General features: G+C 68.0%; 12 protein-coding genes. 6 read left to right on the forward strand and 6 right to left on the reverse strand.

All coding sequences use genetic code 11. The features are described from left to right. Positions 1-36: 36 nt before the first annotated feature. The 6 genes from hutC to AC07VX_RS17785 all read left to right on the forward strand — a co-directional run bounded on the left by hutC (position 37) and on the right by AC07VX_RS17785 (position 6,427). Positions 37-756 carry a histidine utilization transcriptional repressor HutC gene (gene hutC, locus AC07VX_RS17760; RefSeq protein ID WP_493165582.1) on the forward strand — a complete coding sequence of 240 codons (720 nt, stop codon included), beginning with the start codon at positions 37-39 and terminating at the stop codon, positions 754-756. A gap of 70 nt (positions 757-826) precedes the next feature. After that, entirely contained in the window at positions 827-1,366 is a 540-nt protein-coding gene (locus tag AC07VX_RS17765; protein ID WP_493165581.1) for a HutD/Ves family protein, read from the forward strand. Further along, positions 1,363-2,553: an imidazolonepropionase gene (hutI, locus tag AC07VX_RS17770; protein ID WP_493165580.1), complete on the forward strand. Its 1,191-nt coding sequence runs from the start codon at positions 1,363-1,365 to the stop codon at positions 2,551-2,553. Before AC07VX_RS17765 ends, hutI begins: the two co-directional genes overlap by 4 nt. After that, complete coding sequence (hutG, locus tag AC07VX_RS17775) at positions 2,550-3,350, forward strand: N-formylglutamate deformylase (RefSeq protein WP_493165579.1); 801 nt, start codon at positions 2,550-2,552, stop codon at positions 3,348-3,350. The genes hutI and hutG overlap by 4 nt, the downstream gene beginning before the upstream one ends. Then, on the forward strand, positions 3,338-4,726 hold the full coding sequence (gene hutF, locus AC07VX_RS17780; RefSeq protein ID WP_493165578.1) for a formimidoylglutamate deiminase: 1,389 nt from the start codon (positions 3,338-3,340) through the stop codon (positions 4,724-4,726). The genes hutG and hutF overlap by 13 nt, the downstream gene beginning before the upstream one ends. Positions 4,727-4,873: 147 nt before the next feature. After that, positions 4,874-6,427 carry a methyl-accepting chemotaxis protein gene (locus AC07VX_RS17785; protein ID WP_493165577.1) on the forward strand — a complete coding sequence of 518 codons (1,554 nt, stop codon included), beginning with the start codon at positions 4,874-4,876 and terminating at the stop codon, positions 6,425-6,427. A gap of 739 nt (positions 6,428-7,166) precedes the next feature. Here AC07VX_RS17785 and AC07VX_RS17790 read toward each other — a convergent pair. The 6 genes from AC07VX_RS17790 to AC07VX_RS17815 form a co-directional block, all read right to left on the reverse strand. Next, positions 7,167-9,152, reverse strand: coding sequence for a hypothetical protein (locus AC07VX_RS17790; RefSeq protein ID WP_493165576.1), 1,986 nt, complete (start codon positions 9,150-9,152; stop codon positions 7,167-7,169). Between the two features lie 1,094 nt (positions 9,153-10,246). After that, complete coding sequence (locus AC07VX_RS17795; RefSeq protein WP_493165575.1) at positions 10,247-10,849, reverse strand: hypothetical protein; 603 nt, start codon at positions 10,847-10,849, stop codon at positions 10,247-10,249. A 140-nt stretch (positions 10,850-10,989) separates the two neighbouring features. Continuing rightward, positions 10,990-14,076: an efflux RND transporter permease subunit gene (locus AC07VX_RS17800; protein ID WP_493165574.1), complete on the reverse strand. Its 3,087-nt coding sequence runs from the start codon at positions 14,074-14,076 to the stop codon at positions 10,990-10,992. 12 nt (positions 14,077-14,088) lie between these two features. Next, complete coding sequence (locus AC07VX_RS17805; protein WP_493165573.1) at positions 14,089-15,168, reverse strand: efflux RND transporter periplasmic adaptor subunit; 1,080 nt, start codon at positions 15,166-15,168, stop codon at positions 14,089-14,091. 24 nt (positions 15,169-15,192) lie between these two features. Then, positions 15,193-16,644, reverse strand: coding sequence for an efflux transporter outer membrane subunit (locus tag AC07VX_RS17810; RefSeq protein ID WP_493165572.1), 1,452 nt, complete (start codon positions 16,642-16,644; stop codon positions 15,193-15,195). After that, positions 16,641-17,282 (reverse strand): TetR/AcrR family transcriptional regulator, encoded by a 642-nt coding sequence (locus AC07VX_RS17815; RefSeq protein WP_493165571.1) that lies wholly within the window; start codon positions 17,280-17,282, stop codon positions 16,641-16,643. The genes AC07VX_RS17810 and AC07VX_RS17815 overlap by 4 nt, the downstream gene beginning before the upstream one ends. Positions 17,283-17,526: the final 244 nt, after the last annotated feature.

Below are 17,526 nucleotides of genomic sequence, written 5' to 3' on the forward strand. Positions count from 1 at the left end.
TTGTATATACAAGTCAAGTCAACTAGGATGGTCGCCATGCCGCGATCAGCCACCAGCCCCGAGCCCCAGTACCTGAAGGTCAAGAACCATCTGCGGGAAGGCATTGCCAGCAGCCACTGGGTGGCCGGCGACCTGCTGCCCAGCGAAGGTGCGCTCGTCGCCCAGTTCGAAGTGAGCCGCATGACGGTGAACCGGGCCTTGCGCGAGCTGGTGCAGGAGGGGCTGATCGAGCGCGTGCAGGGGGTGGGCAGCTTTGTGGCGCAGCTGCATCGCATCTCGTCGACGCTGAACGTGCGCGACGTGCACGAGGAGATCGTCGAGCGCGGCGGCCAGCACGAGGCGCGCGTGCACGCCCTGACCCGTGGCAAGGCCACGCCCCAGCAGGCGGCGGAGCTCGGGCTCAAGCGCGGCGCGCCGGTCTTCCTCAGTCTCATCGTGCACCTGGAGAACGGCGTGGCCATCCAGTGCGAGGAGCGCGCCGTCAATCCGGCCTGTGCGCCGGACTATCTTGCCCAGGACTTCACGCGCATCACGCCGACGCACTACCTGCTCGACGTGGCGCCGCTGTCGGAGGCGCGCTACATGATCGAGGCCGCCCTGCCCGGAGAGGTCGAAGCCAGGCTGCTCGGCATCAACCGCCGGGACCCCTGCCTGGTCGTCAAGCGCATCACCTACAGCCGTGGCGTGGCAGTAACCAGCGTGAAACTGACCCACCCCGGCGCACGTTACCAATTGCAAGGGAGCTTCTCGGCATGAGCTTCGCCGGCCGGAGCTGCGGAAAATGCGTGGTTCCCCGCCGAGTGAGGCCGAGTGCAAGGAAAAAAACATGAGTTGGAGCAAGGTCAGCGCGGCCGACGTGCAGCCGCAGGCCTGGAAGAACAAGGGCGGCACCACGCGTGAGCTGCTCGCCTGGCCGCATGCCCATGACTGGGCACTTCGCGTCAGCGTCGCCCGCGTCGAGCGCGACGGGCCGTTCTCGGCCTTCCCCGGCGTGCACCGCTGGCTGGCCGTCATCGGCGGCGCGGGCCTGCGCCTGTTCGACTGGCCGCAGAGCGTGGGCGACGACCCGCTGCGCTTTGACGGTGGCCTGGCGCCCGAGGCCGAGCTCATCAAGGGTGAGACCGAGGTCTTCAACGTGATGGAGAGGCGCGGCAACCTGGAGGTCGAGTCGGCCCACCACGTGCTGCTGCCCCGCACACCCTGGGTGGGCCTGTTCACCGTCAAGGGCGGCCTGCTGGAGCATGGCCACCGCGCGATGCCGCTGGCGCCGCTGACGCTGGCCTGGTGCGAGCAGCCGGTGGCGCAGAGCTGCGTCTTCACCGGCGAGGGCAACGCCTGGTGGCTGACCTGGAGCGACCAGGGATGAAGCTCTGGCGCGGTGGCACCCTTGCCACGCTCGCGGGTGACAGCGGCTGGGGTCTGATCGACGACGGCGCGCTGCTCGTCGACGACGCCGGCCTGCTGCGCTGGGTGGGACCCAGCGCGGACGCGCCGCCGGCCGACGAGGTGGTCGAACTTCGCGGCGCCCTTGTCACGCCCGGGCTGGTGGACTGCCACACCCACCTCGTCTATGGCGGCAATCGCTCCCACGAGTTCGAGTTGCGCCTGCATGGCGCGAGCTACGCCGATATCGCGAAGGCCGGCGGCGGTATCAAGTCCACCGTGGCCGCCACGCGCGCCGCGAGCGAAGACGAACTGCTGGCCTCGGCCACGCGGCGCGCGCGGGCGCTGATTGCCGAGGGCGTCACGACGCTGGAGGTCAAGTCCGGTTACGGCCTGGATGCCGTCACCGAGGCCCGCATGCTGCGCGTGGCGCGCCGGCTCGCCGACCTGGATGTCGACGTTCGCACGACCTACCTCGCCGCCCATGCGCTGCCGCCCGAGTTCACGGACGCCGATGCCTACATCGCCGCCGTCTGCGAGTGGCTGCCCGGGCTGCAGGCGGCCGGCCTCGTCGATGCCGTGGACGCCTTTTGCGAGCACATCGCCTTCAGCCCGGCCCAGGTCGCCCGCGTGTTCGACGCGGCCCGGCGCCTGGGCCTGCCCGTCAAGCTGCATGCCGAACAGCTGAGCGACCAGGGGGGCGCGGCGCTCGCGGCCTCGTGCAGGGCGCTGAGCTGCGACCATCTCGAGTACCTCAGCGAGGCCGGCATCCAGGCCATGGCCGCGGCCGGCACGGTGGCCGTGCTGCTGCCAGGCGCCTTCTATGCCCTGCGAGAGACGAAGCTGCCGCCCATCCAGCAGCTGCGCGAGGCCGGCGTGCCCATCGCGATCGCCACGGACCACAACCCGGGCAGCTCGCCCACGCTGTCCCCATTGTTGATGATGAACATGGCCTGCGTGCTCTTGCGGCTCACGCCCGAGGAAGCCCTGCGAGGCCTGACCGTCAACGGCGCCCGGGCGCTGGGGCTGCAGGACCGGGGCCGCCTCGTCGCAGGCCAGCGTGCCGACTTCTGTATCTGGGATGGTGGACACCCGCGCGAGCTGGCAGCATGCTTCGGACATAACCCGCTGATAGAGCGGGTACGCAACGCAAACCAGGGAGAAGCATGAGCGTCTTCAGACTGCAGCAGGGCCATGGGCCGCTGCTGATCAGCCTGCCGCATGTCGGCACCGAGATTCCCCCCGAACTGCGCGAGCGCTTCGTGCCGCGCGCCCTGGCCAGCGAGGACAGCGACTGGCATCTGGAGCGGCTCTACCGTCCGCTGGCCGAAGCGCTGGGCGCCAGTCTCATCGTGCCGCGCTACAGCCGCTACGTCATCGACCTGAACCGCCCGCCCGACGACCAGCCTCTCTACCCGGGCGCGTCGGGGGGCACCGGCCTGGTGCCGACGCGCTTCTTCAGCAGCGAGCCGCTCTACCGCGACGGCGCCGAGCCGGATGCTGCCGAGATCGCGGCGCGCCGCGAGGCCTGCTGGCGGCCCTATCACGAGGCCCTGGACGCCGAGCTGCAGCGCCTGCGCGCGGCGCACGGCCGCGCGCTGCTGTTCGACGGCCACAGCATCCGCTCCCAGCTGCCCTGGCTGTTCGAGGGGCAGCTGCCTGCCCTGAACCTCGGCACGGCCGACGGGTCGTCCTGCGCGCCGGCCGTCACTGCCCGCCTGGGTGCCGTGCTGGCCGGCCAGCAGCGTTTCAGCCAGGTCGTCAACGGCCGCTTCAAGGGCGGCTACATCACCCGGCATTACGGCCAGCCCGGCCAGGGTGTGCATGCCGTGCAGCTGGAGATGTGCCAGCGCTGCTACATGGACGAAGCCGCCGACCCGGCCGGTGCCTATGACGAGGCCCGGGCCGCCGAGGCCGCCCCGCTGATCGAACAGCTGCTGAAGGAGCTGCTTGCATGCCCGGTCTGAAGCGCCTTCATGCCCCCATGGCCTGGATCGATGGCCGCTGGCAGCGCGACGCTCTGCTTTGTGTCGACGCGAATGGCTGCTGGTCGGACATCACCGTCAACCTGCCTGCGCCGCCGGATGCCGAGAAGCTTGGCGGCCCGGTCATCCCCAGTCTCGTCAACGCCCACAGCCATGCCTTCCAGCGCGCCTTCGTCGGCCTGGCCGAGCGCCGCGAGGCCGGCCAGGACGATTTCTGGAGCTGGCGCGACCGCATGTATGCGCTGGCCCTGCGCATCTCGCCGCAGCAGCTGCGCGCGGTCGCCAGCCAGCTCTACGCCGAGCTGCTGCGCGGCGGCTACACCCAGGTCTGCGAGTTCCACTACCTGCACCACCCGGCGCAGGGACAGGTGTTCGAGGACGAGCTCGACATGGCCTGGGCGCTGGCCTCGGCTGCCGAGGACACGGGCATCGGCCTGACGCTGCTGCCCGTCGTCTACACGCGTAGCGGCTTCGACGTGAACGGTGCGCATCAGGGCCTCAGGCCCGACCAGCATCGATTCAATGCCGACGCCGACTGGGTCTGGCACGCCTGCCAGCGCGTCATGGCCGCCGGCCTGCCGCGCGTGAACGCGGGTGTGGCCCTGCACTCGCTGCGCGGCGCTGCGCCCGACGACATCACCCGGCTGCTGCACCAGGTCGGTGCCGCCGACCTGCCCATCCACATCCACGTGGCCGAGCAGACGGCCGAGGTGGCCGAGTGCCTGCAGGCCACGGGCAAGCGGCCCATCCAGTGGCTGGCGGAGCAAGGGCATCTGGACCCGCGCTGGCAGCTGGTGCACGCCACCCATGCCGAGCCGGCCGAGATCGAGGCCGTGGCCCGCAGCGGCGCCGGCATCGTCATCTGCCCGGGCACCGAGGCCAACCTCGGCGACGGCCTGGCCGACCTGCCGCGCTGGCTGGCCGAGGGCGTGCCGCTGACCGTGGGCTCGGACAGCCAGGTCACCCGCGGCTGGGTCGAGGAAATCCGCTGGCTGGAATACGGTCAGCGCCTGGCACTGCGCCAGCGCAACGTGGCGTCGGCGCCGGGCAGCCAGCCCTCCAGCGCGGCCCGCCTCTTCGACGCGGCCGTGGCCGGCGGCGCCCGCGCCGCGGGCTTCGCCGCCTGGGGCCTGACGCCCGGCGCCCGCGCCGACGCGCTGGTGCTCAACCGCGACGCCGACGCCTTGCGCGGCCTGCCCGACGAGGCCCTGCTCGACGCCGTCGTCTTCGGTAGCAACGGCTCGCCGTGGCAGTCGGTCTGGGTGGCTGGCCGGGCGCGGCCCTGGCGGCCGCCGCAGCGCGTGAGCGACGCCTTCGAGGCGGCGATGCGCGAGCTTTGGAGCCCCGACCCCGCCTGAGGCTTGGCGCCAGGGCGGCAAAGGGCTAGTCTCGCGCCACGACCCCGAATAAATCACGCCGCAGCGATCAGTCCTGGTCGGCTTCAGGCGCCTGGGAGGGACGACGGCTGCCGCCCGCTGCGGCTGGGCTCGTGGTGAGGAGTGGTGATGAAGCTCAGCGATTTCACGATCAAGGCGCGCCTGCTCGCCCTCGCCGCGCTTGCGGTGCTGGCCATGCTCGTCGTGGGCCTCCAGGGCCTGCGCAGCCTGGCGCAGGCCAAGCAGGAGTTCGTGCACTACGTCGACAACGACGTCGAGTCCCTGACCCTGCTGGCCGGCATCCGGGCGGGCGTCGGCAACCTGCGCCGCTACGAGAAGGACCTGCTCATCAACCTGGCCGACGCCAAGGCCGTGGAGCGCTATCGCAAGGAGTGGAACGAGACCTTCGAGAAGGTCTCGACCAGCCTGGCCAAGATCGCCAGACTCGATGTGCCGTCCGACGTGAAGCGCATGCCGGACGAATTGCAGAAGGCCTTGCAGGACTACCGCAGCGGCTTCAGCGGCATCCTCGAGCGACTGGGCAAGGGCGAGTTCGCCGACACCGCCGCGGCCAACCAGGCCATGGAGCCCGTGAAGGGCTCCGTGCGCGCCATGGACAAGGCGCTCGCCGAGATGACGGAGAAGGTGGACAAGCATTCCGTCGAGCAGGTGGCGCAGCTGGACGAGCATGAACAGGACATCCGCCGCAACCTGATGCTGGTCGTCATCGCGGCGGTGCTGCTGCTGGCCGCCTACACGACGCTCAACATCCGCTCCATCCTTGCGCCGCTGGCCTATGCCGTGAAGACGGCCGAGCGCATCGCGGGCCAGGACCTCAGCGAGCCCGTGCGTGTGGTCGGGCGAGACGAGACATCCGCCGTGATGCGTGGCGTGCAGGGCATGCAGGACTCGCTGGCCCGGGTCGTCACCGGCGTGCGCCAGAGCACCGACAGCATTGCCGAGGCCTCGCGCGAGGTGGCCGTCGGCAGCCAGGATCTCAGCAACCGCACCGAGCAGGCGGCCTCCAACCTGCAGCAGACGGCCTCTGCCATGGAGGAGCTGACGGCCAGCGTCACGCATAACGCCGAGTCCGCACGCCAGGCCAACCAGCTCGCCAGCGACGCCGCCGAAGTGGCCCGCCGCGGCGGCGCAGTGGTGGAGGAGGTCGTGCAGACCATGGGCCGCATCAGCGCCTCGTCCAGCAAGATCGGCGACATCATTGCCGTCATCGACGGCATCGCCTTCCAGACCAACATCCTGGCGCTGAACGCGGCCGTCGAGGCGGCCCGTGCCGGCGAACAGGGCCGCGGCTTCGCCGTCGTGGCCGGCGAGGTGCGCACGCTGGCGCAGCGCTCGGCCGAGGCGGCCAAGGAGATCAAGACCCTGATCCTCAGCAGCGGCGAGAGCGTGGACAGCGGCACGGCCCTGGTCGCCAGGGCCGGCGCGACCATGCAGGACATCATCTCGGCCATCGCCCGCGTCAGCGGCATCGTTTCCGAGATCAGCCTCGCCACGGGTGAACAGAGCACCGGCATCGGGCAGATCGGCCAGGCCATCGCCAACCTCGACCAGATGACGCAGCAGAACGCCGCGCTCGTTGAGGAGTCAGCCGCTGCGGCTCACAGCCTGCAGCAGCAGGCGGACGAGTTGTCGCGCTCGGTGGCGGTGTTCAGGCTGGGCTGAAGCACCTCTGCCGGGATTGGGCGCTCGTCTCGGCAATCAACGGCTCGAGGCCCAGCTAGGCCACGGGTCGCCCGAGCCAATCCATTCGTCAATTGATTGCTTCGTAGGAATTTCGGTCTGACATACCAGGCATCAGGAAGGCCGCTGGCGCCAACAAGTGACCAGCCCTTCAAGCCGACCAGTGCTCCGACAAGGTGGACTTCCTTTTTGGCCTTGCGCTGCTGATTACCTGTGAGTATCTGCAGCTCGGTCGACTCTCTGCCCGGAACTGCGGCGCTGCGGACTTGCGCCCTCTGCGGCGCCCGCACTTCATTCAGGTCTTTCAAACAGCGCGACCGGAACCGGGCTCAACGGACAGGTACTGAGGGGCCTTGGGCCGAACTGAGGCCGCGAGTGGCCGTGTTCGAAGGCGCATGTGATGGACTGACGGAGTGGGTTGAGTGGGGCTGCCGCCCGCGAAATCCAAAGTCCCCTGACTCGTGATGCTTGTTGACTGCGTTTTCAAAAATGTTCGCACATGGCAGTCGCCAACTTTTATCCGGAAACAGTTGGCCGCAGGGGTGCTATCGAATCTTCTGACGCCAAAGTTCTTGGCATCACTGCGGGCTGATTACTGCCAGCCTCAGCTGCATGACATCTGTACGGCACATCAATGTCAAAGTAGGACCACAAAGGAGCAGATTTCCGCGTCTAGGCAGTCTCACATGTGAATTTGCTTTCGCGCCGCATTGGGTGTCGATTATCTCGGATAGTTATCAATGCCTTCGCCCAGTGCGACAGCATCCAGGGACGCTACGATTCCATTCAATTGTGGCCATAGATCCACAATCCTGAGTTTTTCAAGGCTGACATTGCCACACGAAATGCCCTTTGCGGCAGCCATTTGCTGGGTGGCTGAATTGGCAAATGCGACCCAGGATGGGTACCAGGCAGGCCAAACATTGGAGTAGATGCCTCTCACTCCGTTTACGGTGATTTGACCTGCAATCCCGACTGATGATCCAAAGCGCATGTAGCACGGATCAGTCGAAGGCAGTCCGGTATCAATTTGGATGACATGTGCAGTCGGGGCCACTCCTCCCCCGGAAAATACGGATATCGTTGCTCCCGACGGATATTTCGAAAGATAAATTGGCTGGGCTAATTTGAAATACCCATTAGCTCCTCCGGGATTGACTGGGCTTTGTGATACGAAAATCCCATCTCCTGGTATTCCAGGATTGCCGAGGGCAAGTGATATATAGGCTGGCGTCCCCGATCTGGCGAGAAGTAGCACTGGATCAACGGTATTGGCCTGAATATATGCTAACGGACACCCAGCGGCGAGCACTCCTTTGAAGTTGACGAAGCTCTGCCCTGGACAGTGGCTTCCGGACACCGCATATAGCGGAGAAATTAAGTCCATTGACAGGGATTTCACTTCGACGTGGAGGTGGTAGCCGCCAACTTCAACTCCATTCACGATCTTGCCGGCACCCACATTGCCAGTTTGGCAAACTTCATCTCCTGCCCGGATCCTCAGGTCTTTCTTGCCATCGAGAGACCCGAGATTCTGTCCATCCCTGTGCAGGATGTGGGAGTCACAGTGGAGATAAAATATCCTGTATTCAGTGCCTCCCACCACCGAACGAATGATGAGTGTGGACTGCAGATTGTTGATGTCCTTGTTAAGGCGTGACTCCTCCAGCCAACCATCCACGATCGCGTGCGCCTGGGTGCCCATTTCAACAAGGAAGTCCATGCCCGCGTGATTCTGCATGGATTTATAATATTTGCTATAGCCATCCTGCAGATATCCCTCATCGACGCAGCCTTTTCCCTTGTAGTTTGGATTGGGGGACATGAATATCTGTTGAGATAGTTTTGCCATCGCCAGATCGTAGTTGGCGTCTCCCGAAGATATGCACAAGCCTGACACTTCCTTGAAGGTGTACGGGCTGAAGTGCTGGAGATCCGCTGTCAACGTATGGTTGGCGGTGTCGACTGTGGTATCCAAATCACTCCATTGGCCGTCCACGACCGTGGCGATCCTAAGAATCTCGTCAGCACTGTTCTGGAGAATTGCTGAGTCGTAATTCATCCTTAGCGTCACGGGATTGGCAAATTTCAGGCCGTCCGGGCCCAGTTCAACGACTGGCCCAAGATTTCCGCCGGGGACTGAAGTCGTTGTCTTGGTTATGGTAATTACTGTCGGCGAAGTAATTGCGCCATATGGAACTTCCAGGCGAATGGCGCCGCCGTCGCTAGCAACCACCCCGCCAGCAGAATTCAAAATTTGTGCTCCCCCCCGGATCGAGACTTGAAGCATTGATCCGGGCTTGCCTGACAGCCGAATGCTCAACTGGCTCGACGCCGTCAAACTGACGTTCAACGTCTTATGCCTGGCACCTACTTCTTCTTCCGCGCGAGGAGCCATCAACATTTTTCCGTCCAGGGTCACGGCACCGTCTGCTCCCTGAGAGCCTTGATCGTCGATATCGATCAAATAGCTGGTGCCGCTGACGCCCTTGATGGTCACCACTTCCGTTGTCGGCTTGCCCGCACCACGCGTAAAGGTGGCCGGGCCGAAGATGCAATCTCTGCACGTAGTGCCCTCGGGCGCTGCGGAAGTTTGCGCGGCAAGGGGATGCCGGAGTTCATCCGTCGCGGTATCAGTTGAGCCGCCGCAGCCCAAGAGCTGAAGCGACAGAATCACCAACGCAGTAATACCGCGACTCGAGTTCATGGATGCTCCCCCTCGATCGAGCTGTTCTGGCAGTGTTTGGCCAAGCCTTGTTTGCCGGCCCAAGGATTCGTGGCTGATCGCCTTCCGAGTATGTCGGTCGGTACAAGTGGTAACAACCTACGTTTTTAGCCCGACATCCCCTGGTTCAGGTGGCGCATCGGTGCCGAGGTCTGGGATCCATCAAGGCGCGATCTGAGTCGGGGCTCCTCGCGCGCGCTGCAGCCGCGACAGCCCTGCGGCCGCTACTGAAGCGATAGCCGAAGCAGCCGAGCGGATCATTGGGACGGCTTTGGATGAGGTCAATCGAGCGCTCAATCGTGGCCAGCCGCATGGTCGATTGAAGGCTCGGCAGCGCCGGCTGCCTACCGGTTCTGAACGGCCTGCGTACGCCGCCCGGAGCAGTGCAGCGCGCCATCCTGGCTTACGTTCGCCAATTGCCCCGCGTTCGCAGTCGCCAGTTCCGCTCGCCGATAGATCAGCGGCACTTCGGTCCAGCGCTCGATGGACCGTGCGCCACCTGACGGGGGTGTTTCAGATGCGTCGGGGTGCGGCTATTGGCCGGACAACGACGGACGTTGGCGCCAGCCCACCGATCGCAAGCTGTCCTGGGGCATCGCAATCACTAGCCGCCGAGGCAAGGCGTTCGCGTGTGCACGGTTACGGTTGCACGGCCCTGGTCGACAGGGCCGGCGAGACGATGCAAGAGATCCTTGGCGCCAACGCGACTCGGTTTTCGTCTCGGAGACCAGTGACGCCACCTGCGGGCAGAGCGCCGCCACCGGCCAGATCGGCCAGGCGTTCTCCAAGCCCGTCCTGGTGACGCAGCTCAAGGCTGCACTGGTCGCAGCGTCGGCCGCCACGGCGCATCGCTTGCAGCGCAAGGCAGGCCAGGTGTCGTGGTTGGTGGCGGAGTTCAACCTGTACCGCGGCGCCGCTGTTCGGTTGAGGAGGGCCCTCGTGGCATCTATGGCTTAAGTCGAGTTCCGCCGTGCAGGCGGCTCTCGCCACCTGCTCAGTCGATTTCCGGCTCTACTGTGGGTCGAGCCGTCCGCCGCCAAACGCTGCAGGTGCTCGCTTGCGCCATGCACGGATGCTCAGTGATCCGCGGGGCACCGCACACGCGAATTGAACGGCATGAACATGCCGGCGGGATTCTCGCGGTACAGCCAGATGTGCAGCTCGTAGTGGGGCTCGAAGCCGTGGGCCTCATCGATCGGGGTCAGCGGGTTGTCGATGACCTTGTAGTACTCGTTGCCATGGAACTCCGGCCGCTTCAGGTTGCCTGCCCCGTGCCAAGCCTGCGCGAACACGATGTTCTCCACTGCGACCAGGTCATAGCCGCCTTTGGGCTGAGGTTCGTACACCAGCACGGACGGGTGGGTGAAGTCGGTGTTCGTGCCCACGCCGTTCACGCGCGGCGTCACGGTCGTGATGCCCAGCAGGTCCGGTCGAATGACGTGCACGCCCATCCCGCCAAGCTGACGGGGCTCGCCCTCGGACGCTGCGGCGACGCAGTGCCCGGGCGGGGCGATCACATAGCCCTCGGACAGCGCGACGTTGATGTCGCGGAACTTGGAGGTGGCCTGGCGAATGCGGGCGAGATCGTTGGCCAGGTCGGCGGATTGCGCGCTGGCGGCCGCGCTGCCCAGCAGCAGGGCCATCGCGGTGATGAGCGGGGTCAGGAATCGGGTGGTCATGGAGGCTTCCTTGAAGGTGGTTGAACGCGGACGCAAGTCTTGCGTCCGGGCGTCCATGCGCCATCGCCCAAAGGAGCCACGCAGCCCGTGGGGACAGGCCATGCCCCGGGCCATGGCACTGCCAGCGGCCTTGCGCGCCATCAGGCAGACACCACTTCCCCCTTCGTCGCGCCGCGCCGGCGGCTGAAGCGCTGGATGAAGTCATCCACGATCTCGTAGAGCACCGGGATCACCAGCAGGCTCAGGAAGGTGCTGGTGATCAGCCCGCCGATGACGACGATGGCCATCGGGGCGCGGAAGCTGGGATCGGTGCCGAAGCCCAGCGCGATGGGCAGCATGCCGGCGCCCATGGCGAGCGTCGTCATGACGATGGGCCGGGCGCGCTTGTGGCAGGCGTCCAGCAGCGCCTCCAGGCGTGTGAGCCCCTGCTCGCGCTGCGCGACGATGGCGTACTCCACCAGCAGGATGGAGTTCTTCGTCGCGATGCCCATCAGCATGATCATGCCGATCATGGCCGGCATGCTGAGGTCGGTCTGCGTGACGAACAGCGCCAGGATGGCGCCCGGGATGGACAGGATCAGCGCGCCGAGGATGGTGACCGGCTGCACCCAGGCGTGGAACAGCAGCACCAGGACGATGTAGATGCAGGCCACGCCCGTTCCCATGGCCAGCGCAAAGCCCTGGCCCAGCTCGGCGAAGGCCTCGGCGTCGCCGATCTCGGCCTTGCTGACGCCCGGCGGCAGGCTGGCGATGCTGGGCAGGGCGGCAGCGGCGGCCTGCACCTCTGACAGCGGCTGGCCGTTCAGCTCGATCTCGAAGGTGACGTTGCGCAGCCGGTCGTAGCGGTCGATCTGGGCCGGTCCGCTGGTCATCGTGAGCTCCGCCACCTGGCGCACCGGCACGGGGCCGCGGGCGCCGGGCACGGTCAGCTCGCCCAGCAGGGCCAGGTCGGCGCGCGCCGAATCGGGCAGGCGCACGACGATGGGCACCTGACGCTGCGCAAGGTTGAGCTTGGGCAGGAACTGGTCGTAGTCGCCTGCCGTCGCGATGCGCAGCGTGTCCGCAATCGCTGCGGTGGACACGCCCAGGTCGGCCGCCCGCGCCGCGTCGGGCCGGATGATGAGCTCGGGCCGCTGCAGGCTGGAGCTGCTGGTCACCTGGCCGATGCCGGGAATGCCGCGCAGCTCCCGCTCCACCTTGGCGGCGTGGGCCGCCAGCAGCTCGCCGTCCTCGCCGGCCAGCACGAGCTGGTACTTCTCGTTGGAGCCGCCGAAGGTGACCTTCAGCCGCGCGCCGGCGATGTTCTCCAGCCGCTCGCGCAGCTCGCGCTCGATCTGCTGCTTGCTGGTGCCGCGGCGGTCCTTGCGCGGCGTCAGGTTCAGCGTCAGCGTGGCCTTGCGGGCCTCGGCCGCGCCGCTCATGGCGAAGGGGTCGCCGCCGGCACTGCCGCCGCCGACGGCCGTGTAGATCAGCTTCACATGCGGGTGGGCCGCGGCGGCGGCGCGCGCCTGCTCCGCGATGGCACGGGTCTGCTCGTAGGTGCTGCCGGGTGGCAGCTCGATGCTGATCTGCGTCTGGCTCAGGTCGTCCGGCGGCAGGAAGGCGCCGGGGATGGCGCCCATGAAGAGGGGCGTGCACGCCGCCACGCCGAAGGCCGCCGTGATGGCCATGGTCTTGCCCTTGTGCGTGAAGGCCCAGCGCGCGGCGCGCAGATAGCCGGGCATCCAGAACGGCTCCTTGTGGGCGGCCTTCGGTGCCTTGAGGATGTAGGCCGCCATCATGGGCGTCAGCAGCCGGGCCACCACCAGCGAGAAGAACACGGCGATGGAAGCCGTCCAGCCGAACTGCACGAAGAACTTGCCGACCACGCCGCTCATGAAGGCGGTGGGCAGGAACACGGCGATCAGCGTGAAGGTCGTCGCGATGACGGCCAGGCCGATCTCGTCGGCGGCCTCGCGGGCGGCTTCCAGCGGCGTCTTGCCCATCGTCAGGTGCCGCATGATGTTCTCGATCTCGACGATGGCGTCGTCCACCAGCACGCCGATGACGAGCGACAGGGACAGCAGTGTCACGACGTTGAGCGTGAATCCCATCCAGTGCATGACGAGGAAGGTCGGGATGGCCGACAGTGGCAGGGCCACGGCGCTGACGAGCGTGGCCCGCCAGTCGCGCAGGAAGAACCACACCACGAGCACGGCCAGCAGCGCGCCCTCCATCAGCAGCGACAGGCTGCCGTGGTAGTTCTCGATGACGGGGTCGACGAAGTTGAAGGCCTCGGTGACGGTGATGTCGGGGTGGGCGGCCTTGAGCTCCTCCAGCGCCGCACGGATGCGCTGCGCCACGTCCACCTCGCCGGCGCCCTTGGCGCGCACGATCTCGAAGCCGACCACGGGCTTGCCGTTGAGGAAGGCACCGGCGCGCGTCTCGGCCAGCGTGTCGGTCACGGAAGCAACCTGGTCCAGCCGCACGCGCCGGCCGTCGGCGAGCGGGATGTCCATGGCGGCCAGCTCATCCGCGCTCTGCACGGTGGCGATGGTGCGCAGCGACTGCTCGGCGCCGCCCAGCGTCGCGCGGCCGCCGGGGGCTTCCTGCTGCACCTGCTTCAACTGGCGCGACACCTCGGCCGCGGTCGCACCGAGCGCCAGCAGGCGTGCCGGGTCCAGCGCCACGCGCAGCTCACGGCTGACGCCGCCCACGCGCGCCACCGAGCCCACGCCGCGCACCGACAGCAGTCGCTTGGCGACCTGGTTGTCCACGAACCACGAGAGCGCCTCGTCGTCCATGCTGCTGCTGGAGACCGTGTAGGTCAGGATGGGCATGCCCGACAGGTTCATCTTCGTGATGACCGGGTCGCGCAGGTCGGCCGGCAGGTCGGCGCGGATGCGGGTCACCGCATCGCGGGTGTCGTCCAGCGCCTCCTGCAGTGACTTCTCCAGGCGGTACTCGGCCGTGACGGTGGCCGTGCCGTCCTGGACCTTGGTGTAGAGATGCTTGAGGCCCTGGGCCGAGGCCAGCGAGTTCTCGATCTTGCGCGCGACCTCTGTTTCCATCTGCGCGGGCGCGGCGCCCGGCAGCGAGGCGGTGACGACGATGGTGGGCAGCTCGATGTCGGGGAACTGCTGGATCTTCATCTTGCCGAAGCCGTAGAGACCGGCGGCCGTCAGCATGATGAAGAGCATGATGGCCGGCACCGGGTTGGCGATCGACCAGCGTGAGACGTTGAACATCCGGGTGTCTCCTTACTGCGCGACGCGCACCGCGTCGCCGTCCACCAGGAAGCCAACGCCGGACTCGACGACGGCCGCGCCGGCCGCCAGGCCGGCCCGCACCTCCACGCGGTCGCCCTCGCGGCGGCCCACCTGCACCTTGGTCTGGCGCACCTTGCTGCCGTCGATGCGGAAGACATAGCTGAAGCCGTCGCGCAGCAGCACGGCGGTCTGCGGCAGCGTCAGCGCGGGGCTCTCGCCGAGGACGAAGTCGCCACGCGCGAACAGGCCGGCGCGCAGCGTGTCGCTCGCCTTCAGGTCCACGTAGACCAGGCCGTTGCGCGTCTGCGGGTCGATCTGCGGCGCGACGCGCCGGATGCGTCCTTCCACCGCTGGCGCGCCGCTGGGCTGCACGCGCACCCGCTGACCGGCCTTGAGTGCGGCCAGCTCGGCACCGGGCACCTCGGCGCGCCACTCCAGGCGGCCCTGGCGCTGCAGGCGGAACAGCTCCTGGCCCGGTTGCACCAGGGCGCCCGGTGTGGCCAGGCGGACGTTGATGACGCCATCGTCCGGCGCGGTGATCTGCGTGTAGGACAGGCGCAGCTGGTCGGCCTGCACGCGGGCCCGCGCCGCGGCGACGCGTGCCTGCGCGGCGGCGTCGGCGGCCAGGGCCTGGTCGATGGCCTGCGGCGACAGCGCCTCGCTGCCCTGCAGCGTCTTCACGCGCTCGGCAGTCTGGTGTGCGTCGCGGGCGGAGGCCTCGGCCTCCAGCAGCGCCGCGCTGCTGGCGGCGAGGTCGGCTTCCAGCGTGCCGGGGCTGAGGCGGGCCAGCAGCTGGCCCTTCTTCACGCGGTCGCCGGCGTCCACCATCAGCGCGGCCAGCCGCTGGCCGCCGATCTCGGCGCCGATGACGACCTCCTGCCAAGCGGCGATGGAGCCGGTGCCGGACAGGGTCTGGTTCCAGTTGCCGGTCTGCGCGACGACGCGCTTGACCGTGAGCGCCGGCTTGGGCGCCGCGCTGGCGGCGGCCTGCTGCGCGAAGGCGGGGCCGGACAGGGCCGCGACGAAGGCCACGGCCAGCGCGGCGGTCAGGGCGGCGGTCAGGAGGGACATGCGGAGCTTGGGTGTCTTCATGGGTCAGCGGGCGACAGGCGTGTTCTGGGCGGTGTTGGTGAGGGTGTCGGCGGTCCAGCCGCCACCCAGGCTGCGATACAGGCGTATCCAGGCCAGCGCGTGCTCGGCGCGCACGCTGAGCACGGCGTCATACGCGGCCAGCGCGTTGCGGAACGTGGTGTTGCGCTGCATGCCGCTTTGCAGGCCGGCCTGGGCCTGCGAGAAGGAGCGGCGCGCGATGCCCTCCCACTCGCGCTTCACGGCTTCGACCTCGCGTTCGCGCTCGGCACCTGCCGCCACGCGTTGCAGCGCCTCCTCCACCTCGTTCACGGCAACCAGCCATTGGGCCTGCAGCGCCGCCGCGGCTTCGTCCGCCGCCGCCTGGGCGCCTTCACCGGCGGCAACCAGGGCGCCGCCATCGAACATGGGCAGGGTGAGGCTGGGGCCGAAGGACCACAGCGCGCCGTGGCTGCTCTTGCCACCCACGCGCAGCCGCGACTCGCCCGCCATGGCCGAGAGGCTGAGCTGCGGGTAGCGCTGGGCCTGCACGCTGCGCTGCTGCTGCACGGCGGCCAGCCAGCGATGGTGTGCGGCGGCGAGGTCGGGGCGCTGGGCCAGCGCTTGCGCGGGCAGGGCGCTCACGTCGAAACCCGGCACCCGGGGCTGGCTGCGGCGAATGTCGAAGCCTTCGCCGGCGACGGCCGGTGGCGCCAGCTCGGCGGCCAGCGTGTCAGCGCGCTCGGCGCACAGCAGGGCCAGCGTCTGCAGCGCCACCTGCGCCTCGGCCCGCCACTGGCTGCGCGACGCGGCGGCGACGGCTCGCTCGGTGTTGAGCAGTGCGGCGTCGCTGGCGCTCACCAGCCCGGCCTTCTGCTGTTCGCGCGCCCAGCCGGCGATCTGCTCGGCAAAGCGAGTGTCCAGCTCGGCGGACTCCTCGCGGGCCTGCGCCAGACGCAGCTGCACATAGGCCTGTGCCACATCGGCGGCGAGGCTGACGCGGGCGGCGTGCCAGTCGGCCGAGGCCGCGGTGGCCTGGGCGGCGGCGGCCGTGGCCGCCGCGCGCTGGCCGCCGAACAGGTCGATCTCCCAGCTGGCGCTGAACTGGGCGCTGGCCTGGGTGCTGTCACCGGCCACGCCGTTCAGTGCGCGCCCGCGCTGGACCTGGGCGCCGACGCCGCCCTGGGGCATCAGCCCGGCGCGCGCCTGGGCGGCACCAGCCTCGGCCTGGCGCCGACGGGCAGCGGCCTGCTCCAGCGTCGGGCTGCGCTCCTCGGCGCGGGCGACCAGACGGGCCAGCACCGGGTCCTCGAAAGCCTGCCACCAGGCGTTCAGCGCCGCCGTGCTGCCGCCATGGGGAAGGGGCGAGCGCCAGGCGGCGGGCACGGCCGCCGGTGTCGACGGCGGGGCGGGGGGCGCCGTCATGCAGGCGGTGAGCAGCGCCAGCAGCGGCGCGGCGAGAAGCAGGCGTGAGTTCATTCGGGCTTGGCGTGTTGGGCGCGCTCGTAGGCGACAAGGGCGCAGCCCCAGTCGGCCAGGCGCGCGCAGGTGCGTTCGAGCTGAGGGTCGTCGGCCAGCAGTTCGGGGTGAAAGGCGTCCAGCATCGGCCGCGTCATGGAGTAGTCGTGGGCCATGGCCTGCAGGCCCATGGCGAGCTGGTGGATGGCGGCCGTGGGCTCGGCCAGGCCGGCGTGGCGGGCCAGCAGGCGGGCGAATCGGTCGAAGAGGGGGCCGACCTCCTGCGCCACGGTCTGCATGAACACGGGACTGGGCGCCTGCATCTCGCGGAAGAACAGCTGGGCGCTGCAGGCGCCGTCGTCAAAGAGGAAAGGGCGCAGGAACCGGCAGATGGATTCGTGCAGGTCCAGCCCCGCGTCGTCGAAGCCGGCCAGCTGCTGCTGCAGCTCGCGCACCGGTTGGCGCAGCACCTCGGCGTAGAGGCCGTCCTTGTCGCCGAAGTGGTAGTGGATGGCGCCCGGGTTCACGCCGGCGGCGGCGCAGATCTCGCGGGTGGGCACGGCGTCCACGCCGCGCTCGCCGAACAGGCGCATCGCCTCCTGCAGCAGTCGTTCACGGGGCGGTAACGGGGAGGCGGCGGGCGGCTTGGCAGCAGGCATGGGGCCGGACTGTAAAGTCAACCAAGCGCTTGCTTGGTCTCGTTTTGTATCGTTTTATCTCGGGTGACTCCGACAAGTAGAGTCCGTCGGACTCGAATGAAGACTGTCGGGCGTTTTCCAGATTATGGGAACGGGGCGACTGAACTGGAGCGGGGTGATAGCCGCGTCTATACGTTCATCTGTCCGGTTATGCGGGGGCAAGGCCACACCGCCGTTCTGGGACCGTACTCTTCGATGAAGTGGT

The sequence above is a fragment of the Roseateles sp. GW821-FHT03B02 genome, from assembly GCF_059421025.1.